The 19,459-nt window shown below is 40.6% G+C and carries 12 protein-coding genes and 5 pseudogenes; 12 read left to right on the plus strand and 5 right to left on the minus strand.

Annotated elements, in window-relative coordinates; genetic code table 11:
* The first annotated feature begins 73 nt into the window (after positions 1-73).
* Positions 74-1,972, plus strand: coding sequence for a hypothetical protein (locus tag OCV19_RS16500; protein WP_139093580.1), 1,899 nt, complete (start codon positions 74-76; stop codon positions 1,970-1,972).
* 257 nt (positions 1,973-2,229) lie between these two features.
* On the opposite strand, the gene OCV19_RS25005 is transcribed toward OCV19_RS16500, so the two are convergent.
* Positions 2,230-2,361, minus strand: a complete 132-nt coding sequence (locus tag OCV19_RS25005) for an IS66 family transposase (protein WP_370736628.1) — start codon at positions 2,359-2,361, stop codon at positions 2,230-2,232.
* A gap of 337 nt (positions 2,362-2,698) precedes the next feature.
* Here OCV19_RS25005 and OCV19_RS16505 point away from each other — a divergent pair.
* Positions 2,699-2,967: pseudogene (locus OCV19_RS16505) on the plus strand (transposase); the annotation flags it as partial.
* Positions 2,968-3,189: 222 nt separating this feature from the next.
* Here the strand turns inward: OCV19_RS16505 and OCV19_RS16510 are convergent.
* On the minus strand, positions 3,190-4,221 hold the full coding sequence (locus OCV19_RS16510) for an IS110 family RNA-guided transposase (RefSeq protein WP_065677423.1): 1,032 nt from the start codon (positions 4,219-4,221) through the stop codon (positions 3,190-3,192).
* A gap of 68 nt (positions 4,222-4,289) precedes the next feature.
* Here OCV19_RS16510 and OCV19_RS16515 point away from each other — a divergent pair.
* From OCV19_RS16515 to OCV19_RS16530, 4 genes and pseudogenes are all read left to right on the plus strand, one after another.
* A pseudogene (locus OCV19_RS16515) lies at positions 4,290-5,174 on the plus strand (IS3 family transposase); the annotation flags it as partial.
* Positions 5,175-5,791: 617 nt separating this feature from the next.
* Positions 5,792-6,907, plus strand: coding sequence for a hypothetical protein (locus tag OCV19_RS16520; protein WP_065677421.1), 1,116 nt, complete (start codon positions 5,792-5,794; stop codon positions 6,905-6,907).
* Between the two features lie 211 nt (positions 6,908-7,118).
* Positions 7,119-7,513: pseudogene (locus OCV19_RS16525) on the plus strand (IS3 family transposase); the annotation flags it as partial.
* Between the two features lie 2 nt (positions 7,514-7,515).
* Positions 7,516-7,635 (plus strand): annotated as a pseudogene (locus OCV19_RS16530) (IS3 family transposase); the annotation flags it as partial.
* 138 nt (positions 7,636-7,773) lie between these two features.
* Here OCV19_RS16530 and OCV19_RS16535 read toward each other — a convergent pair.
* Positions 7,774-8,733, minus strand: a complete 960-nt coding sequence (locus OCV19_RS16535; RefSeq protein WP_065677420.1) for an AraC family transcriptional regulator — start codon at positions 8,731-8,733, stop codon at positions 7,774-7,776.
* Between the two features lie 440 nt (positions 8,734-9,173).
* Here OCV19_RS16535 and rhaB point away from each other — a divergent pair, with 440 nt between their 5' ends.
* Together rhaB and OCV19_RS16545 are read left to right on the plus strand one after the other, a co-directional pair.
* Entirely contained in the window at positions 9,174-10,550 is a 1,377-nt protein-coding gene (gene rhaB / locus OCV19_RS16540) for a rhamnulokinase (RefSeq protein ID WP_065677419.1), read from the plus strand.
* A gap of 312 nt (positions 10,551-10,862) precedes the next feature.
* The gene (locus OCV19_RS16545) at positions 10,863-12,371 is read left to right on the plus strand and encodes a BNR-4 repeat-containing protein (RefSeq protein ID WP_065677418.1); all 1,509 of its coding nucleotides are present in this window, start codon (positions 10,863-10,865) and stop codon (positions 12,369-12,371) included.
* A 100-nt stretch (positions 12,372-12,471) separates the two neighbouring features.
* On the opposite strand, the gene OCV19_RS16550 is transcribed toward OCV19_RS16545, so the two are convergent.
* Complete coding sequence (locus OCV19_RS16550; RefSeq protein WP_065677417.1) at positions 12,472-13,068, minus strand: DJ-1/PfpI family protein; 597 nt, start codon at positions 13,066-13,068, stop codon at positions 12,472-12,474.
* 328 nt (positions 13,069-13,396) lie between these two features.
* Here OCV19_RS16550 and OCV19_RS16555 point away from each other — a divergent pair, with 328 nt between their 5' ends.
* From OCV19_RS16555 to OCV19_RS16565, 3 genes are all read left to right on the plus strand, one after another.
* Positions 13,397-14,080 carry an oligogalacturonate-specific porin KdgM family protein gene (locus OCV19_RS16555; protein WP_065677416.1) on the plus strand — a complete coding sequence of 228 codons (684 nt, stop codon included), beginning with the start codon at positions 13,397-13,399 and terminating at the stop codon, positions 14,078-14,080.
* A 243-nt stretch (positions 14,081-14,323) separates the two neighbouring features.
* Positions 14,324-15,592: an IS4 family transposase gene (locus OCV19_RS16560; RefSeq protein WP_261875726.1), complete on the plus strand. Its 1,269-nt coding sequence runs from the start codon at positions 14,324-14,326 to the stop codon at positions 15,590-15,592.
* A 240-nt stretch (positions 15,593-15,832) separates the two neighbouring features.
* A complete protein-coding gene (locus OCV19_RS16565; RefSeq protein ID WP_065677833.1) occupies positions 15,833-16,090 on the plus strand; it encodes a hypothetical protein in 258 nt (85 codons plus the stop codon).
* 76 nt (positions 16,091-16,166) lie between these two features.
* On the opposite strand, the gene OCV19_RS16570 is transcribed toward OCV19_RS16565, so the two are convergent.
* Positions 16,167-17,666: a BNR-4 repeat-containing protein gene (locus OCV19_RS16570; protein ID WP_206377716.1), complete on the minus strand. Its 1,500-nt coding sequence runs from the start codon at positions 17,664-17,666 to the stop codon at positions 16,167-16,169.
* A gap of 265 nt (positions 17,667-17,931) precedes the next feature.
* Here OCV19_RS16570 and OCV19_RS16575 point away from each other — a divergent pair.
* A pseudogene (locus OCV19_RS16575) lies at positions 17,932-18,845 on the plus strand (IS5 family transposase).
* The last annotated feature ends 614 nt before the right edge of the window (positions 18,846-19,459 follow it).

Below are 19,459 nucleotides of genomic sequence, written 5' to 3' on the forward strand. Positions count from 1 at the left end.
TAGCAATACCAAATTAGGTGTAAAGAGAGATACTTACAATTAAAATTAATTCCAACATTAGGTGAAACATTATATGAGTAAGAATAGGGTTTTACTATCTATACTTTGTGGCTCCATGCTAATTGCTGGTTGCAACAGTGAAGAACAGTCTAATAATGGACCTATAGATCCACCTGTAGGCAATGACAAGCTAACTGGTGTACTGTGGGAACTAGCCCCCCGTGGCGCAAGTTCTCTATCCAAAACATCAGCAGACCTACCCAATATCTATCTGTTTTCTGACGAGAGTTTGAAATACTATCATGATGACGTAGAACTCGGAAACTATCAAATAGAGTACTCTGATTATGACCATGATGAGGATAAAAAAACCATTTCATTTACATACTACGAAGGTGATGCTATTTCCGTCGTATCAGGGACATATTCTGTCGAGAGTAATGTACTTACCATTAATCCTGGAAATCAAGGTGAATTAATCGGCGACGATCGCTCTGATGATGAAGCGGTAACTGATGCTGTAAAGCAGGCTGATAATACCACTGAAAACAAAGTGGGAAAAATCGAAGATCTTTTGACTACGAGCGCCGGTGAGCTTCGATTTGCTGTTCCGTCAGATAAAGTCAGCTCTGGTAAATTCACGTTCGATGCCACTGTGCGTCTTAACACCGATGATGAGGTTGGTGATAATCAAAGCGACTACGCATATGTGGGTCTCTTTAATGGTAGCTTCACTTCGGGTAAAAACTTCGGCGACATCGTTATGGATAATGACCCTGCTGACGGAGGCGAAGGAAGAATTCGCTACCGTGAGGGAAATCCTGGCTTTTCTGATGAGGTGGGTAAATTTGAATTTGGCGTTCCTATGTCCATTGAAACAAACTGGGACGAGAACTACTTCATATTTAAGATCATACAAAACGATGAAGTTATCGCTGACGAAACAGTAGATTACGCTGTAATCGCAGGCCCTGTCGATCGCTTTTCTCTGCGTGTAGGTTCGGTCAGTAAAACCAGTCGTTACGAGTTTTTAGTGGACAATCTCGAGGTGTACTCAAATGATTCGCAAAAAGTGGTCTTTTCTGATGACTTTGAGAGCTATAATAGTGGACAGGATTTAACTGGAGGTAGTGTGGGTGGTTATCACTCTAGTACCATTCAATCATCCGTTACCACGGTGCAGGGAGAAGCCCCCGTTGATATTAGTCAGTTCTATAGTCAAAACGGAACTGATATGACGTGGCAAGAGGTCTTAGACACAGGTAATCTATCACCACTTGGCACGCCAACGTCAACAGGTGTCCAGGGGTCGACTATCACTATAAACCCAGAGACGGTAGAAACTGGTCCTTATGGGAATCGACCAATCAACAGCGAGGCTAATAACTACCGTATACATACGGTTGGTAACTCATCAATTAGCCCAAATAAATTTGATGCATGGAGTCGTTGGTACCAAGAGGACAGCAATACCCAGATTTTCCGCCTGTTTAAAGACGAAGAAAGTGTTAGTGGTTCACGTGAACTAGCAGCTCGCATAGAGGCTTTTAGCCCTGATGGACGCTGGGCCCCAGGTGAGTGGCATGAATTTTCTGCACGGTTTAACGTACTAAAAGCAAAAGGTTGTTCAGCACAACCTGTAAAAGACCATTACTGTTCATTGTTTCAAGCAAAAGGCAACAACGTTGACCATTGGTCAGTTATGTTGAGAGTGCATGGCGATGGAAGCTTGTGGTTCTATCCACGTATCGGTGAAAAGATCAAGATTACTGATAATACTATTGGTAAACCATTTGATATGCGAGTTCGTGATAATGGCTTAGACTATGAAATGTACATTGATGAAGAACTTGTTGGTAGTGGTCAATTTGAGCGTACCGAAGAAGTTGGTTTCCGATGGGGTATTTATGTCGGTGAAACAGAGGTTGTTTACGATATATTGGTTTTGGTTACCGGTGCGAGTATGGAATAGAGCATCACACGGCGAGAAATCACCAATCTTAAGTTAGGTTAGAAAACAACAGCAGGCTTCTAAAAGCTTATACTTTTTGGCCTGCTATGCTAGTGTTGTTTGTATTCTCCTTTAGGGCTGAAGTCCGTGTAATTTGGCTGTATCAATCAAGCTATAACTAATAGCACGCGCTTGAGCACCGGTTCAAAGAGTCAAGTTCTTCGCTCTACTGCGAATAGAGGGATTACATTTTCTACCATGATGTTACTAATGCGTAGCTAACCACTATCGCAGTAAATTACCAGTTTTGACCACTGATTCAACATATAATTGATAGCTTTGCCCGTTAAGCTTTCTGATGGCAATTGGGTAATGCTCTTATCTAAGAATTCCTTCAAATTATCAAACAAGGGAGTGTTTGTGCCGATACTCCACTACTTGCTCTTGCATATACTTACCAGTTTCTTTTAATTCAGTCAGCTTAAGTTCAATGCGGTAAATTGTATTGATGTAACCGAGTGCTGTATCGGTTTTGCTGACTTTAGCTTTTTCCTTTTGGCTGCGCATCGATCTGATTGAGATTGAAGTTCCGCTTCTTTAGTTGCTGCCCTGTGGACGCTCTCGTCGGAGCGCTTTGGCCATTTAATTTTTTGCGCTGCTTATTGATAAATCCATCGAGGTACCTTGATCCGCACCAGAAGTTTTGGACACTGAGTTAAGTGAGTACAATCACTAACGAGGTGAACAATGACAACTAAGAAAACACGAATTAAACATGCTCCTTAATTTAAAGCCGAAGCGCTTAAGTTAGCAGAGAAAGTCGGTGTCGCTGCCGCCGCACGACAGCTTTCACTATATGAATCTCAAATTTATGGGTGGCGTAAAGCCGTCAAAAAAGATGCGAAAATCAGCGATAGAGAAAGAGAACTCGCCACTGAAAATGCCAAGCTCAAGCGATTATTAGCAGAGCAAGCTGAAGAGTTAGATATCGTAAAAAAGGCCGCCACCTACTTCGTATATGGAATCCACGGGTTTTACAAGATAAGAATGTGCAATGGATAAGATGCGGTCGTATATTCGGTTTCTCATTGAAGGAGCGACCTTCTAACCTTTGATGCATGCGCACCTACTGTCATTGCCGCGAAAAAAGCTTTTTATAGCATTGCGAAGTAGTCAGGGTCTCAGTAGGCTGGTCTAACCATTGAACATCATTATTTGTAATCTGTTAATTTATACTGCTAGCAGGATAGTGTCTTTGACTGATATTTTGTTTCATAGCGAAGCATTGCCCAAGCTGTTCTAACAGTTTTGTTTGCCAAAGCGATACAAGCTCTTTTGAAACCGACTCTATTGACTAACTTGATAAGCCACGCCTGTTTCTGGTTTGTAGGTGAGTCAGGCAGTCGATATATGTATGCCATAGCACCAAGGTAAAGCATTGAGCGAAGATCTTTAACTCCGCCAAATTTATCAATACCCATCATCGTCACCTTACCACCTGAACTGTATTGCTTCGGTGTTAACCCGATAAATGCTGATGCTTGTCGACCGTTAGTAAATTGTGTCCCGTCACCCAAATTAGCATAAAGCATGGATGCTGTTACCTCACCAACACCTTCAAGAGCCATGAGCCTTTTACAGGGTTCTATTTGGCGAGTTGTCGCATTCATGGATTTCTGAAGATGGCTTAACTCTTCTTTCAGGTTAAGGTATTGTTGCCAGAGCATTGATAAAGTAGCAATTAAACTTGCAGGTAGAACATCCCTTTCATCAAGCGCTGAAGTCACTAATGCAGCAAGCCCTTTAGTGCCTTTAGCCCTAACGATACCGTATTCGTTAATGATGCTTCGAATGTGCAGCCCCAATGACACGATAGTTTTCGAAAGAAACTGGCGATTTGCTTCAAGAGACATCAAAGTTTGTTGTTCCATCGATTTAGGTTTACTGTATTTTATCCCTATTTGAAGTGCCGCATTGGCGATAGCAAGCGCATCATTGGCGTCCGTTTTATGACCCTCAACATACGCCTTCACTTTTTTCGGATTAATTATACGCACCTCATGGCCGAAGGACTCAGCGTATCTACCCCAGTAGTGACAAGTAGCACAGCCCTCTAGAGCAACAAGGGATGGTTTGGCTTTAGCAAGGAGCTCCTTAAGCTTCTGCCTGCTTATAGCTTTGTTGCTGAGTAACTCTCCCTGGCAGCTTATATTACAAACCTGAAATACATTTTTCGCTAAATCTATGCCGATTACGTTCGTTCTTAGCATGATGACACCTCATTTTACAGTTCCTGCCCATGCTTAAGTTTGGCAGAGTATGAGTGGATTCCATACATCGCGAAAAATCTAAAATAGATTGCTATGAGTTTATGCTCGAACACCTGATGCAATATAGGATTGTCCGTATGGCTAAGGTGTTTGGGGTTTCTCGAAGTGGGTTTTATTATTGGATTGATAATCGCCATAAAGTCACTCAACGCAACGAGCACCGCAAGCAGCTTGATAACAAAGTTCGAGAAGTCTTTGATGATAAAAAGGAACGCGACGGTGCAAGGCGCATTCAAAAAGAACTTGAGGCAAATGGTAATAAGCACGATGTAAAAACCATTGCCGCGAGCATGAAGCGCCAGAGCTTAGTCGCGAAGGCCGCCCGTAAGTTCAAATGTACGACAGACAGTAAGCATAGACTTCCTGTAGCCCCGAATTTGCTTGAGCAAGACTTTAATGCGACAGCACCAAACCAAAAATGGGCTGGAGATATCACTTATCTAGCGACAAGCGAAGGCTGGATGTATTTAGCCGTTGTTATCGACTTGTACTCACGGCAAGTAGTTGGTTGGTCAATGAGTACCAGAATGACCGCAACTCTGGTCTGTGATGCGCTATCAATGGCATTGTTCCGCAGAGGTATGCCAGAAGAAGTGATTATCCATAGTGATAGAGGTAGCCAATATTGTTCAAAAGACTACCGCGACTTAATCGCAGCTCATAATCTAAAGCAAAGTATGAGTAGGAAGGGAAATTGCTGGGACAACGCTTGTGTTGAAAGCTTTTTCCACTCAATGAAAGTAGAAGCCGTCCAATACGAGCCGATAATGACCCGAGAAGAGATGCGTCAAGCACTCTTTGAATACATCGAAGTTGATTATAATCGAACAAGAAGGCACAGTGCTCTTGGGTATCTAAGCCCAGTTAACTTTGAAAAACAATATGTCGCTTAATGCGGTGTCCAGTCTTACTGGAGCAGATCACCTTCTGAATGGGCTGTGACCAAGTTCCATTTCGATGAGTGCACTCAACCCATTATATGACTCTAAAAACCTATGGGATCTTGGTAAAGCTAAACTGTTGGTAGGTTCTAAGCAAGCTTTAACGTTGTTGCGCTAGGTTACAGAAAATAATTGATATAATGAAGAAGGTTTATTTTTTTAAGTATGATAATGGCCTCATAATTCCGATCACTTATAATAAATAAGTTGCAATTACTCGGCAATAATCCGCTTAAACTATTATTGTGTGAAATTTATAATAATACTACTTAAACACTAATACTGTAGAGGTGGCGGTTTTGTTCATGAGTTATCTTTTTACTGTCTTGTACAACTAACCGCAAAATTTGACCTAGTAAAATTCAATTATTTACGTTGAGTGATTATCTAATAATAGGTGATCATATATTAAACTTTTGCATTAAAACCATTTATACCCCGTAATTAGTTTTCCGAAGAGATTCGATGGTAGGTTTTTATCGTTTTATTTATATCGCTTGTTGTCCTAATGAAATAAGAGGTCAAACAAGATTGAATCTTTGTCCAACCCAAATTAATGAGATTATACTATGAAAAAACTGCAATTTACGATTCCTTTGGTATGTGTGTCGTTACTCCTTAGTGGGTGTTCTGACGACGATCAAACACCTAGCAACCCTGGCGATGGTGATGCTACTCAATTGACAGGAGTATATTGGGAACTCGACCATGAAGGAGTGAAAGTGGCAGCAGCTTCTGATACAGATCTTCCAAACGTTTACTACTTCTCTGAAAGTCGCTTGAAGTACTACAATGATGACAAGGTCAGCGGAACTTATGAGATTGAATTCTCTGATTTCGATTATGATGAAGAGACTAAATCTATCACCTTCAACTATTACGATACTGATGTTAAAGAAGTTCAAGGAATTTACAGTTTTGATGATGGCAAGCTCATTATTGACGGTGGAAATGATGGTTTTTACAACGGTTTCGATCAGTCAGACAATAAATTAGTTGAAGATGCAGCGAAAGATGCTGATGACCGTTACGGTGAATCTAAGGTCGCGCGCATTCAAAACATTACTGAGGAACTGAGTGGCACCCTCAATATGGCGCTCAGTGAACCAGCTGCTGAAGGCTCGTTCGACGCCGATATTACTTATCGTTTAAATGAAGATAGCGCTGAGGATGGTGATTCTAAGGCCTACGTCGCTGTTTATACGAATGGTTTTACATCGGCAAACAGCTACGGTGAGTTATTGTTTGAAGCTATTGATGGCGAGCGGGCGCAAATTAAATACCGTAAGCTTTCAAATGCTTTCTCTGATCCGATTTGTGAGTTCACCATGGGAGAAACGCTTCCAATCAAGACTACTTGGGGTAATGATCAGTTTTCATTTACCATCGAGAATGCTGAAGTGATTAGCGATAGCGCGGACATAGAAGGTAATACTTGTACAGCAACCGTTGACTATGCTGTTAGCAATGAACCGGTGAAGTTTCTGAACGTTCGAATTGCGGCTAAAAAGACAGTATCTTCTCACGAAGTGCTTGTAGATAACGTAAAATCGGTGACAGGTGAAACGGTTTTGTTTGATAACGACTTTGAAAGCTTTGAGGATGGTTACGAGCTTGGTGGAGGCCATGGCTTTCGCGGAGAGAGTGCTCAAGCTACTGTCATTACGGTAGCGGGCCAGCAATAATCAGGGTGTTCTATATGTATCTACCTAAAATACGTTAACAGTATCTCATCAAGCCAACAGCGTTAGCTGTTGGCTTTTTTGTGCGCTTCATTTGACGTTTTCATGCTGGGGCTGAGGTTAGGCTGAGATGTGGCCTCATATTGCTTTAGTGACCCGTACCAGCAGTTTTGGACACTGAGTTAAGTGAGTACAATCACTAAAGTGGTGAACCATGACAAGCAAGAAAAGACGTGTTATCCATTTTCTGGATTTAAAGCAGAAACCCTGAAGCTAGCAGAGAAAGTAGGGGTTGCTTCAGAGCGAGACACTCGGCTTACACGAATCTCAGATCTACTGCAGCGTGGGGCGGTCAAGAAAGACACCAGCACTAGTAAGCGGGAAAAATATCTAGCCGCTGAAGTCCTAGCTCAAGAGACAATTGACTGAGCAACCTAAAGTGCTAGATATAGTAAAGGCCGTAATCTACTTCGCGAAAAATCTAAAGTAGATTGCTACGAATTTATGCTCTAAGACCTACTGTGCTTCAGTGTTGTCCGTATGGGTAAACTGTTCGGGGTTTCTCGAAGTGGGCATTACTGGATTAAGTACCGTCACAAAGCTACTCAGTACAAGAAGATATGCGCCAAGCGATCTTCGAATACACAGAGGTTTGTTATAATTGGACTAGAAGGCACTGTGCTCTTGGGTATCTAACCCCAGTTAACTTTGGACAACAATATATCGCTTAGTTAAGCCCGATTTCTGGCTGGAACAGATCACATTTACTCTTAAGTTGAATTCGGCAACTTAAGCCTAATCAGATCGTAACTTCCTGGTTTTGTTCCAAGGAATTACGCAACCAAATCAAAATAAATGTCACCGATATATTAATGAGTGTTTCGATATTCTCTTGGAGATACACCAAACTTAGCCTTAAACTTTTTATAGAAGTCACTGGTGTTTGAAAAACCGACCTCTATTGCTAGATCATTAATGCTAATGTTTTTTATTTTAATAATGTCGCAAAATTTATTAAACCTGATCTCTCTTAATAAATTATTGAATGTTACACCACTTTCTTTTTTTATAAGCTTAGAAAGATTGTAATTCTTCATTTTTAACTGGTCAGAAATTTCGTTTAAGTTAGCACATCTGAGGTTTTTCTCCATATAGGTGATGACCTTGCAAAGAACACCTTGATCATAAGTCACTTTTTCAATTCGCTGGGGTTTTTCAAGCGTCAGATCAAGTACAAGGATACCGAGTAGGAACTTAACACGTGGCTCGGTTAGAGGCTCGTCACCGTCTAACTCTGAAAGCATCTCATTGAGCAACGTCTCAAGCCTATTATTACCTTTGGTTGAAAAAATTAGCGCTGAGGTCGAGGACTTTTTAAACACGACATCAGTAAAAAAGTTAGATAAGCTACAGTTTTCACTTATAAATTCAAAGATATAGCTAAAGAACTTTTTATGGATAATAAAATTAATTAAGATATCTTTATCTCCAGTAGGATATATCTCATGCGTGACTCCTGGGCCTAAGAACAATAAATCCCCTGTTTGTAACTCTACCTCTTCATTTTCTACAACTTGTAGCGAACGCCCGCTCAGTACATAACAGATCTCTACGTAATCGTGGCTATGTTCAGGGTAATGGATAAAACGAGTATGTTTTCTTATGGATATCATCTTACCTTTTGGACAAACTTTATCAAAAGATATGATGTTTCGGTATCTATCCGTAAAAATGCTATTATCGATGCCTGAAACTTCATTGATTATCGCTTGTTCTTCAATAGTGGTAGACCTCATCTTTTCCATGAAATCGTACAGTCCTCTTTCCATAATAAACCCCGCTTAGTCCCTAGTTTACTCGTGTGACACTGCGCAAATATTGCCTTTCTAACGACCAACTTTTGCGATGCGCCGTACTGATATTTAAATATACACACAAAAAAAATAAATAATTGAACCGGCATTTTAAGTGTGAATTCAGTCAACAATGGCACGGTTCGAGGTGTGTTTTTTTTGGTATCGATCACGATGGGGTGATTATCCTTGCCATCGACAAGATCATCTTGTATTCATTCGTTATCCGTACGCTATGGTTTAAGCAACCATATCACGGAGGAGTCGACAACATAGCGCTATACGCGTTGCCAAGACAAGTTGTGACAACGGTCAGGCTATCTAGCAAAAAATGATGTTTTGGAGTGCAAAGCTTTGTATTTATAGGACAGTTTTACCCAATTATAATCAACGATCAGTGACGATTGGAGGTTGTAATGAATTACTTTTTAGCAATTGATATTGGTGCTTCAAGCGGACGACACTTGCTGGGCCATCTAGATGATGGCAAGCTCAAGATTGAAGAAATCCATCGATTTGGAAATCAAATCTTTAATGTAGACGATCAGCTTTGCTGGGATCTTGGTTATCTGTTCTCTGAAATAGTAACCGGCCTAAAGAAGTGTGCAAAATTGGGAAAGAAGCCAACAGCACTTGGTATCGATACATGGGGGGTAGATTTTGTCCTTCTTGATAGTGATGATCGTTTGATTGGTAATGCAGTGTCTTATCGAGACAAGCGAACCAATGGCGTTATGAACGAAATTTGTTCACAAATTGGTGATGAGGAGCTCTATGCCAAAACTGGTATTCAATTTATGGACTTCAATACCATCTGCCAGTTAAAGAAACTCCCAGAAGAGGTTAAGTTACAAGCCAAATCATTCCTCATGATTCCTGACTACTTAAATTACTTACTGACAGGGAAAAAAGTCAACGAATATACTAATGCCACCACAACACAACTTTATAACGTCGAAGCCAATAAATGGGACGAAGATCTGATTGAATTTGTTGGTCTTAAAAAAGATGTATTTCATGAAGCACTTCCTCCGTTATCAAAAGTCGGCAAGTTAACACAAGAGTTAGTAGATGAAGTCGGCTTTGATTGTGAAGTGATTCTACCCCCCACTCACGATACCGGATCTGCTTTTATAGCTAGTATTTTGAACATAGAAGATAACGGTGTCATTCTTAGTTCGGGTACATGGTCACTGTTAGGCAAGGAGTTGCTCGATCCTATAGTCAACGAACAGTCAAGGTCGAAGAACTTCACCAACGAGGGGGGGGTCGACAGGCGCTATAGATTCTTGAAGAATATAATGGGGTTGTGGATTGTCCAAGAAGTGTCGCGAAATTTGGATCATAGATATTCGTACTCTGAACTAGTCAAGCTAGCTCGAGAAGCTAAAGATTTTACTTCAGTAATTGATGTGAACGATCAAAGATTCTTTGTAAACGATAATATGATCGAGGAAATAGTCAATTATTGTAAAGAATCGGGCCAAATACCACCGTCGACAGTAGGAGAAGTCAGTGCGTGCGTCTACCGTAGTTTGGCAAGGTGTTACAAGAAATATATTGATGAAATATCTGAGATAACCGGCCAGGAAATTAGTGTTGTCAATATTATTGGCGGTGGGTGCAAGAATGAGTTCCTCAATGAACTGATAAAAGCAGAAACCGAGCGTGAGGTCATTATTGGCCCGATTGAAGCAACGGGGATAGGTAACATAGTCACCCAGATGATCGCCATGAAAGAAGTTGTTGATTTATCCGCTGCAAAAGAAATCATTAGATTTAGTGATCTATAAATACATCATTAATATCTTTTTGTGATGAAGTGATATATGTATTGGTAAGCTAATATATATTAATGGCATAGTAATTCATAAGTGTGATTGTTATAAAAAATATCAAATTTACTGTGCCGCATGTAAACTGTGATATTAGATTTTTAAATGGCAAATATTGTCATTAGATGTTGCAATAGTTTGTGTTACTTACTATTTAGTCTCTTGATAAGATATAGATGGTTTTATTTGTATCTAAATTCTGCTACGTGAATAAATAATAATAAAATTATCAATTAACGAGAAGCAAAAATAACTGTTATAGGAATATCAATGAATATGTTTAAATTTAGCTTATGTGCGAGTGCTATATTCGGCTCAATGTTATTTGTACCTACTGGAGTAGCCAATGCTGCTATTGCTCTTGAGAGTGAAGTAAAAATCACCGATGGAGCCCTACATTTTGATGGAAGTCGACTTAAAGCTCGACATGCCGATGACAACGGGTCTGATGTCTATGATTATAAGTTTGGACCTCAGATATCAGCTCATGGAGATAGTGTAAAAACATACAAAGACTACGTTTTTATGACTTGGTATAGTGGTGGTAAGCAAAATCGACACGTCATGTTAAGTCGACTTAACACCAAAACCGGTGCCATTAAAACGATTGAGTTCCCACATCAACATACAGGTTTTCTAAACCAACCGCATATCGGTGAGTCACACAACACTATCGCGGTTGAGATAAGTCCTATCGATGGTACGATTCATATGCTTTATGATATGCATGCATATGGCGAAGATAGACCAGCAGATGGATCATTTAGTGAAGATTACTTCCGCTATTCATTCAGTGTGCCTGGGGCTGCTGAGGTTGTGGATAAAGATTTTACGTTGGATAAGTTTGTTAAGGATACTAGCCCGTTAAGTGCCGGTGACAATGACTACAAGCACTTAACGCTTAGTGGTAAAATTGATTATGCCAGCTACGAAGGTCTCACTTATCCAACGTTCTACACAAACGATGATGGAACCTTGCTGGTTTATATGCGTAAAGGCGGTAACAACAACGGTGGGTATGTATTTGCTCATTATGATGCAGAGAAAGGCCATTGGTCTGACTGGAATCAATTTAACGTTTTAGATGCCAAATCCTATGGTAATGCCTATAACTGGGGTCTGTACGGCAGCATGAAGTATGTTAATGGTAAGCTCAGGGTTAGTTTCCAGCAGCGTGCTAAACGGGACGACAAATTTGTTTATCAAAATGGCGTTTACTACGCATACTCTGATAGCCCTAGTGGTGATGGCCAATGGAAAAACCACTCAGGTGAAAGCATGACGTTTCCACTTGTGAACTCAGATGAAATTAAGGTGTTTGAGCCAGGCGACTACATTAGTCATACCGAAAAAGATTCGGTGCATATTGTACAGAATTTTGATTGGACTGTGACAGAGAAGGGCGATGTACACATGATCAGTCGTGTTAAGTCCAGAGATAACAAACGTCCAGATTTCGAGATGGTTCACTTACACTCATATAAACCTGCTGGTGCAAAAGAGTTTATTATTTCTGACGATTTTGTAGGTGCGTCTAATATTTATACTGCTGGTGAAAATATTTATATCATTGGTTTGAATAAAAATGGCAAACCATATGTTGAAAAAGCGAAAGGCGGAACTAACGAATTTGAACGTGTCTATGAGTCTAAATCAGATAAGAAGTTTAGCCACGGTAAGGTACATATTCAAGATGGTAAGTTATATTATTATCTAATGGAACGTGCAAAGGGTAACTCTCGCCCGCTATATCTACAAGTTATTGACTTAGATCTATAATATAAAACAGTATAATAAAAGGGCCAACAAGTTGATTATCCTGTTGGCCCTTTTTATATAAATCAAAGCTAGATGACTGAAAGCGAGCGGTGGTGAGTTATCAGAGTTTGTATTCAGTGAATCGACGATAATTAATATGCTTCGCTACCCAGTCTACATCACTAACGTCATTTGATCTGGTTCTGGTGTCGCCGAGTAGAACCTCTGCGATAGCAAACGCAAAATCGATTGTGTAGCCATAGTCTTGCCCGGTAATAAATTGGCCGTCCATCACAACGGGTTGATTGATGTATGAGCCATCTGAGTAATTTTGGTGGAAGTTCCCACAGCAAACGTAGTGGTGAGAACCCAACAGTGAATTCTTGGCTAGTACTTTTGCACCAGAGGAGCATAGCGCTGCAATATAGGCACTCATGCTGATGTGTCTTTCAATAAAGCGGATAACCTGACTGTCTGTACCTAGTTTATCGGTATTCGGTGGACCACCAACAAGAACAATTGCATCAAAATCACATTGTATTTTGGAGGATAATAGGTCATCGGCAACAATTTTTACCCCATGATAGGAGGTAAGACTAACGGTTTGATCGCAGGACAATATCTTCACCGAAAGCTCCAAGCGACGTAATATGTCAATTACGTTGATTGCCTCACCTTCTTCGAATCCGTCACTGAGTAAAAGTGCAATAATTTTCATACCGCGTTACCTTATATATTAAATGTATTCATCGCTATCAGTATCGATGAGCTTCATGCTATCTACAATAATTATTATTGCCCAATGACTTGTCATATATTGCTTGCACACTTTATCACTACATTAGAATATTTTCGGCATTATATTGAAAATTACTATCACACTATTTAGGTAGTTAGGCAGAAATTGCCCCAGGATTTAACAAAAATAATTCTTATAACTTGTAGGGATAATTGTAACTATAACATTGGAACAAATATTTAAAAATAAACCAAGTGTATACCATTTCCAAACTTGGTTGAAAAATTATAATTCAAGGAATTGAAACATGAAAAAAGCAAATCTAATAGCATTAGCAGTGACCTCTACCCTCATCAGTACCTCTGTTCTTTCAGCAACATTGATGGTCCGTCAAGAACACTTGGCCGATCCTAGTAACCCAATAAATAAAAACGCTACTCTGATTAAACTTGGAGCTAGCTCTGGTAACACGTTCTTTGGCGCTCAGGTTTCTCATAAGGGCGAAACGCTAAGCACGTATCAATTGGGTAGTGGTGAGGTGCAACTTGGCCATCGTTACAACGTTAATGACGATATTAGGCTTGTCCCACAGCTTCAAGTGACATCAGTAACTAGTGGTCTTCTGTACAAACCGCAAATGGGTTTTGTTTATCAGCTTGGTAGCGGTTTCTCTACTGAGTTGAAATATAAGCATGAGTTTCATGTTCGCAGCGACGACAAAGATACTACCCAAAAAAGTCAATACCAATTTAATCTAGATTATCGAATAGACGACGCGCTGCGTTTGGGCTTACAGTATGATTACTTTAAGAGCCTTGACGATGTAAAACAGTATAATAATCATGACTTTAAACAGCACCTAGAGCTAAAAGCGTATTACCGAGTGGCTAAGGGGTGGACGCCATTTGTTACTTTTGCAGGTGTTCCTGTTAGTGCTAGGTCAGAAGACTACCAACTCCGCACAAGGGTAGGCTTCCTCTATAGCTTTTAATATAAAATTGCTTAGCTGATATTATTAAAAAACAGGGCCTCAAAAGAGGGCCTGTTTTTTTTTGGGAGTAAATGCAGTCGTAAAGTACCATAGGTTCAGTGGTTAAATTAACTATAACGATAACGATAACTAACTCATAGACAGGATCTTAAGCTCTAAGCTATTTATTTAGATAGAAAAAAGGCTTCATTTATGATCAGATAATCGTCGCCAAACAAACCACCCATATCAACCGTGAAGCCGATGACGATTATCTCCCTACAAAAACAGTTTAAGCAATTCTTTAATGCTGATAGCCTTCAAAAAATGGCGAAAAGTACAGGACTTATGAAGCGATGTCGGGCTATCTTACCCGACCAGCTAGTAGTAAGCCTAGTGGCCGCTTTGAGCAAAGGAAACTGCTCATCTATTGCCGATTTACTAAGGCAATTCAATGGGATGTGCTTAAGCGCTAAAGATACTGTGGCTTATAAGCCCTACCATAACCAGTTAAGAAAAGAAGAATTTCCGATATTCATGCGCCAATTGGCCATGCGAGCGATAGCTCAGTTTGCTCGCCAGCAGAGTGCCAACCTACCAGATAAACTCGCCACCTTTGATGATGTGCTGCTTCAAGATGGTAGCTCTTTCCACATTCATCGTGACCTTTCGAACGTTTACCCGAGCCGATTTAAACGCAATCCAGCCGCAGTTGAATGCCATATGACAATGTCTTTAAAAAGCTTTTCTCCAGTCGCAATGAGCATCAGCGCTGATACAGCATCAGAAAGAGACTTTTTGCCCGCCCCCAAAACAATGAGTAACAAATTGTTGTTGGCTGACGCAGGGTACCCTGACTTCCAATTCTTTACTGAGCTTGAACTGTATGGTGGTTTCTATATTTTTCGAGGAGCAAAGTCCCTGAATCCTCATGTTATAGAAGCGAGAAACGGTCAGGGCCGGCATTTATCTAAACTAGAAGGAAAGAAGCTCAAAGACATCACTCGAGGTACTAATCGCTCACAGGTACTCGACCTTAAAGTTCGTAGTGGTAAGCAAGAATTTAGAGTGGTAAGATGTTGGTTTGCCGAAGAAAAGCGATTCTGTATTTGGTTAACTAACTTGCCTTCAGGTACCTATACTGCTGATGACATAATGGCGATCTACCGCTGTCGATGGCAGGTGGAGTTGCTTTTTAAAGAATTAAAATCTCACACAAACTGGCAACGATTTGTCACCGCACAAAAGGCCATCGTTGATGGGCTTATCTGGGCCAGTTTACTCTCGCTGATCATCAGGCGCAGTACTGCGCTTCAGATAATGCCATCGGTCTCGCTGTTTAAGGCGGCAAAAAATGTGGATGTGTGGCTGTTGCCCATATTTGAATGTATCAGCCACAAGGCATGGTCAGAAATAGGTAATAAACTGGAATGGGCCTCTAGCTATATATTTAAGAACGCACAAAAGTCCGCCCAGAGGAAGTCAAAGAAAAACATCACGTTAGACGGGATTTATGCTGGTCTTAATGCTTAAGGTTCAGTCTATGATGACTAACTAGCTATGCTTTTGTGTTTACAGAGCAATAGATAGTACTAGTTTTCTGGTTCCATTTATTCTCCTTATTTTCATGTTAATATTGTAATTTAGGCTAATTTAGTCTTATTAAGTGGTTATATTTGCTTGTGTGAAGAGTGTTGAAAAAATAATTTTGTTATAAATGTGATATTGACTACATTTAACAATGAGACCCATCATTGAAATGAGGAATAAAACATGAAAGCAATTATTGCAGTAGTTTCAGTTTGTATGTCATTAAGTGCCTATGCAATGACAGACCAAGATATTTGTGAGGCATATGGTGTTGCGATAGCGTCGAATAGTACTCATGACCAGGTGCATTTCTTTGACGAAATACGTTATAGAATTGAGAATAAATCTTGGAGTCTAAGCTCTGAAGAATGTAATAACCTGAGTATGGAAGCAAAATATGAGTTCGATGTTGATTTGATGATTGAAATGGGGACAGATTAATCTCTGGTTATCGGTGATAAATGAAAAAGCCTCAACCCACCTTATTCTAGATGAGTTGAGACTTTAATTATCGCTTCTATTCAGTGCGCGTAAGCGCTTCTTCCTGCAACCTTTGGATTGGTCCGTTATCTCCGAGGAGGTACATCTTGCGCCATTGCGTTGATCCTTTTGCTTTCTCGGCAACAAACAGTCGTGCATCTGGATGAGCATTGCTAATCATAGCGGACATAGACCAACCAGACTTCGCTCTGCGTAAGAGTTCTGTGCTCTTCTCAAATGTCTGACCACCATCTTCAGAAGTAAAGTAGGCTACGACACCATCACCTTTTTCCTTATACCCTAGTGTAAATGTTACTTTTTCAGGTGATGAAATAAAGAAATCACCACGAGTATCGACGCCCCAGTTTACTGCTGCAGGGTTAACGGGATTTCCACCTATCCACTCTTCACCTGTCCAGCGAATGTGGGACGTCTGTTTTGGACCACCCGTCTTCTTAACGCCTAAGTCGACACCAATGTTTGTCCCAATATGAGGGTTACCATCTTGGTCTAAATGCACTGAACCATTAAAGGTCCACTTGTCTTCGGTGTCAAAAGCGAGTGTTTTCTTATCTGCGAGCTCTTTGGTAACCGGCAGGTCGAACGTTTCACCCTGGACATTACGCCATGTCCCTTCCTTGGTATTAAATACCATATAGTAAGTGTTGTGACGTTCTGTCGTGTGTCCGCGACCATTGTTTGCGTGGGTCTTCCAACACAGGTGATAGTCGTAGGTGATGATTATGTCATCGCCTTGTCCCTTGACGGCCCAAGCATACCAACTGTCTACGGCCTCTACATCATCACGCTCTTTGTGTTTGAGGAATGAGACAGGGTCTTCGAACGTACGGCCATGATCTGTCGATTTTTGGTACACCCAATCACTCTCATGAGCACCATGGCGATAGAACAGGTAGATATCGCCATTATCCATTTTGACCGCTTGGTTGTAGTTGCCAAATGGAGGAATATTGTCAAGCTCTACCCAGTCAGAAATGTCGTGTGGTTTTTTTGAAACGATATGCTTATTTTTTCCATCATGAACATCGCCCAACGGGTTCTCACCATGGCGGGCACCACCACCATGTCCGCCAAAGAAAATGTGGATGAAACCAAGATCGTCAATAATCATCGTCGGCTTACCGTGGTTGTCGATAGCACGGCCAGATGGAGCCCAATAGTTATCTTTACCTAACTCACTAAAGCCGGCTTTTATTGGACCTTGCCACTCCTTTGTCTCGTGGTTGTATGCAACGACATATGGATCTTCTAGGTCGCCTTGGTAGGTAAGATAAGTAATACCATTCTCATAGATCCCTGCTGGCGCTTGGACCACGGCAAGAGGGTTCCCGAATCCATTGTTAGCAAAGTAGTCAACCATCTCACCCTTGTCTTTTTCTGTCTGATCTGCCGTCGCGTTGAATGCGGTTGTGCCTAGAGACAATATCATGGCAGATGCCAATAGGCGTTTCTTAAATCGAGATGGCGTAGTGGTAACAGGTTGTGTATGTGACAAGTTGTCATTAGTAATCGTCATTAATGTTCCTTATATATTTTATTAAATAACAAACTAAAATTAGAAAGCTATGGATTATTAATTTTTTACTCTTTGAATAAAGAAATATAATGATATCGTAAAGTTGGTGGATTACTATTTCCATGCCTATTTTTGGGTTGTTGTAAGGCAAAATTTGCATGTAGGTATCAACTACAATTTATCAGGGGCTTTGTTGCGTAATTCAATGGAACTAAATCAAGAACCTACGATCTGATCAGCTACCTCCACCCTCTCTCGTAGCCCTATGCCTAAGCCTCGTTACAACACAACCAACTGGAAGCAATACAACCAATCACTCATTAACCGTGGCTCTCTGACCTTTTGGATTGATGAAGAAGCAATAAGCGGGTGGGCGCAAAGTAAACAGAATAAGCGCGGGAGGCCGCATCGGTTCAGTGATTTAGCTATCACGACAGCACTCATGGTGAAACGAGTTTTTTCTATGCCATTGAGAGCGCTTCAAGGATTTATCGACTCGATATTTAGGTTAGCCAATGTACCGTTAAGTTGTCCGCATGACACCTGCATCAGTCGTAGAGCCAAGCAAGTTGAGGTTTCATTTAGGACTAAAACGAGAGGAGCTATACAGCACCTAGCTATTGATGCTACTACCTTAAGGTTTATGGCGAAGGTGAATGGAAAGTCAAAAACATGGGACGGATGGCAAGCGTAGAGTCTGGCGAAAGCTTCATATTGCCGTCGATACCAACACTCATGAGATCATTGCCGCCGAGCTAAGTTTATCGAGGGTTACAGATGGAGAAGTACTCCTAACTTACTGAAACAAACACGCCGAAGTATCCTTGAGGTGTCTGGTGATGGCGCTTACGACACGAGAGCGTGTCACGCTGCTATTAAGATTAAGGAGCCATTGCGCTTATTCCCCAAGATAAGGCAGCCTTCTGGGAACGTGGTCACCCTCGAAATCTCGCCGTGGGTTGCCAGAAATTATACGGCTCAAATAAGTATTGGAAAGAGCGGTATGGATACCACAAACGTTCACTCTCAGAAACAGCGATGTATCGAGTTAAACAGTTGCTAGGAGGGCAACTGAGCTTAAGAAATTACAATGCACAGGTGGGTGAAACTTACGCGATGATAAAAGCGTTGAACAAGCTTACTGGGTTAGGTATGCCTGAAACTTGTCGTATTGACTAAGAAATACGCGAAACGGGGTGGCTCTATCTCTAAACTTAATTACGCAACAAAGCCTTTATCAGGCCATATCACTAATCTGATAGAACTTAAAAATATGATGTGTAAAATCTTATATAACTCATTTTTAGAGATTTATTCGGAAGTAACTTTAATTTTAAATATCACTAGTAGTTCCAGTGGCTTGTAATAATTAAGTATGAGGTTGGGGTGGGATGACTATTTTTATATATTTGGTTTTAATATACCATCATAAGTTAAATATTAGTTAAGCTAGACTATTTAGTGTGATTAATTCGTTAGATTTCCTTATTAATGTTGAGTCTAGTTCACCAGTTACCGTCCTTGGTGATTGGTTTTTCTTACTTCATAAATACCTAACTGTCTCATACACTCAAGCCAAGTGATACGATTATTGACCAATTTCTCAGTGGCAATTATTGACTGATTTATTGTAAAGACGATAAATAACATATCGTTTGTTTGGTGGTCTTCTTTCCTGTTAGCGTAGCTTTTGTTTTTAATTGACTTAATTTAAAGGGTATTTTTTATTGGGTACGCTTGGTTGAGTAGCAAAAAATGACACCATTAAGGGCAATTTAACGCATTTTACCAAC

The organism is Vibrio celticus (assembly GCF_024347335.1).
Taxonomy (GTDB): Bacteria; Pseudomonadota; Gammaproteobacteria; order Enterobacterales; family Vibrionaceae; genus Vibrio; species Vibrio celticus.

Excerpts from the sequence above, each read along its gene's own strand:
- OCV19_RS16570 (WP_206377716.1), bottom strand. The coding sequence starts at position 17,666 with ATGACGATTACTAATGACAACTTGTCACATACACAACCTGTTACCACT.
- OCV19_RS16565 (WP_065677833.1), top strand. The coding sequence starts at position 15,833 with ATGAAAGCAATTATTGCAGTAGTTTCAGTTTGTATGTCATTAAGTGCC.
- OCV19_RS16500 (WP_139093580.1), top strand. The coding sequence starts at position 74 with ATGAGTAAGAATAGGGTTTTACTATCTATACTTTGTGGCTCCATGCTA.
- OCV19_RS16550 (WP_065677417.1), bottom strand. The coding sequence starts at position 13,068 with ATGAAAATTATTGCACTTTTACTCAGTGACGGATTCGAAGAAGGTGAG.
- OCV19_RS16520 (WP_065677421.1), top strand. The coding sequence starts at position 5,792 with ATGAAAAAACTGCAATTTACGATTCCTTTGGTATGTGTGTCGTTACTC.
- OCV19_RS16510 (WP_065677423.1), bottom strand. The coding sequence starts at position 4,221 with ATGCTAAGAACGAACGTAATCGGCATAGATTTAGCGAAAAATGTATTT.
- OCV19_RS16555 (WP_065677416.1), top strand. The coding sequence starts at position 13,397 with ATGAAAAAAGCAAATCTAATAGCATTAGCAGTGACCTCTACCCTCATC.
- OCV19_RS16535 (WP_065677420.1), bottom strand. The coding sequence starts at position 8,733 with ATGGAAAGAGGACTGTACGATTTCATGGAAAAGATGAGGTCTACCACT.
- OCV19_RS16560 (WP_261875726.1), top strand. The coding sequence starts at position 14,324 with ATGACGATTATCTCCCTACAAAAACAGTTTAAGCAATTCTTTAATGCT.
- OCV19_RS16545 (WP_065677418.1), top strand. The coding sequence starts at position 10,863 with ATGAATATGTTTAAATTTAGCTTATGTGCGAGTGCTATATTCGGCTCA.
- rhaB (WP_065677419.1), top strand. The coding sequence starts at position 9,174 with ATGAATTACTTTTTAGCAATTGATATTGGTGCTTCAAGCGGACGACAC.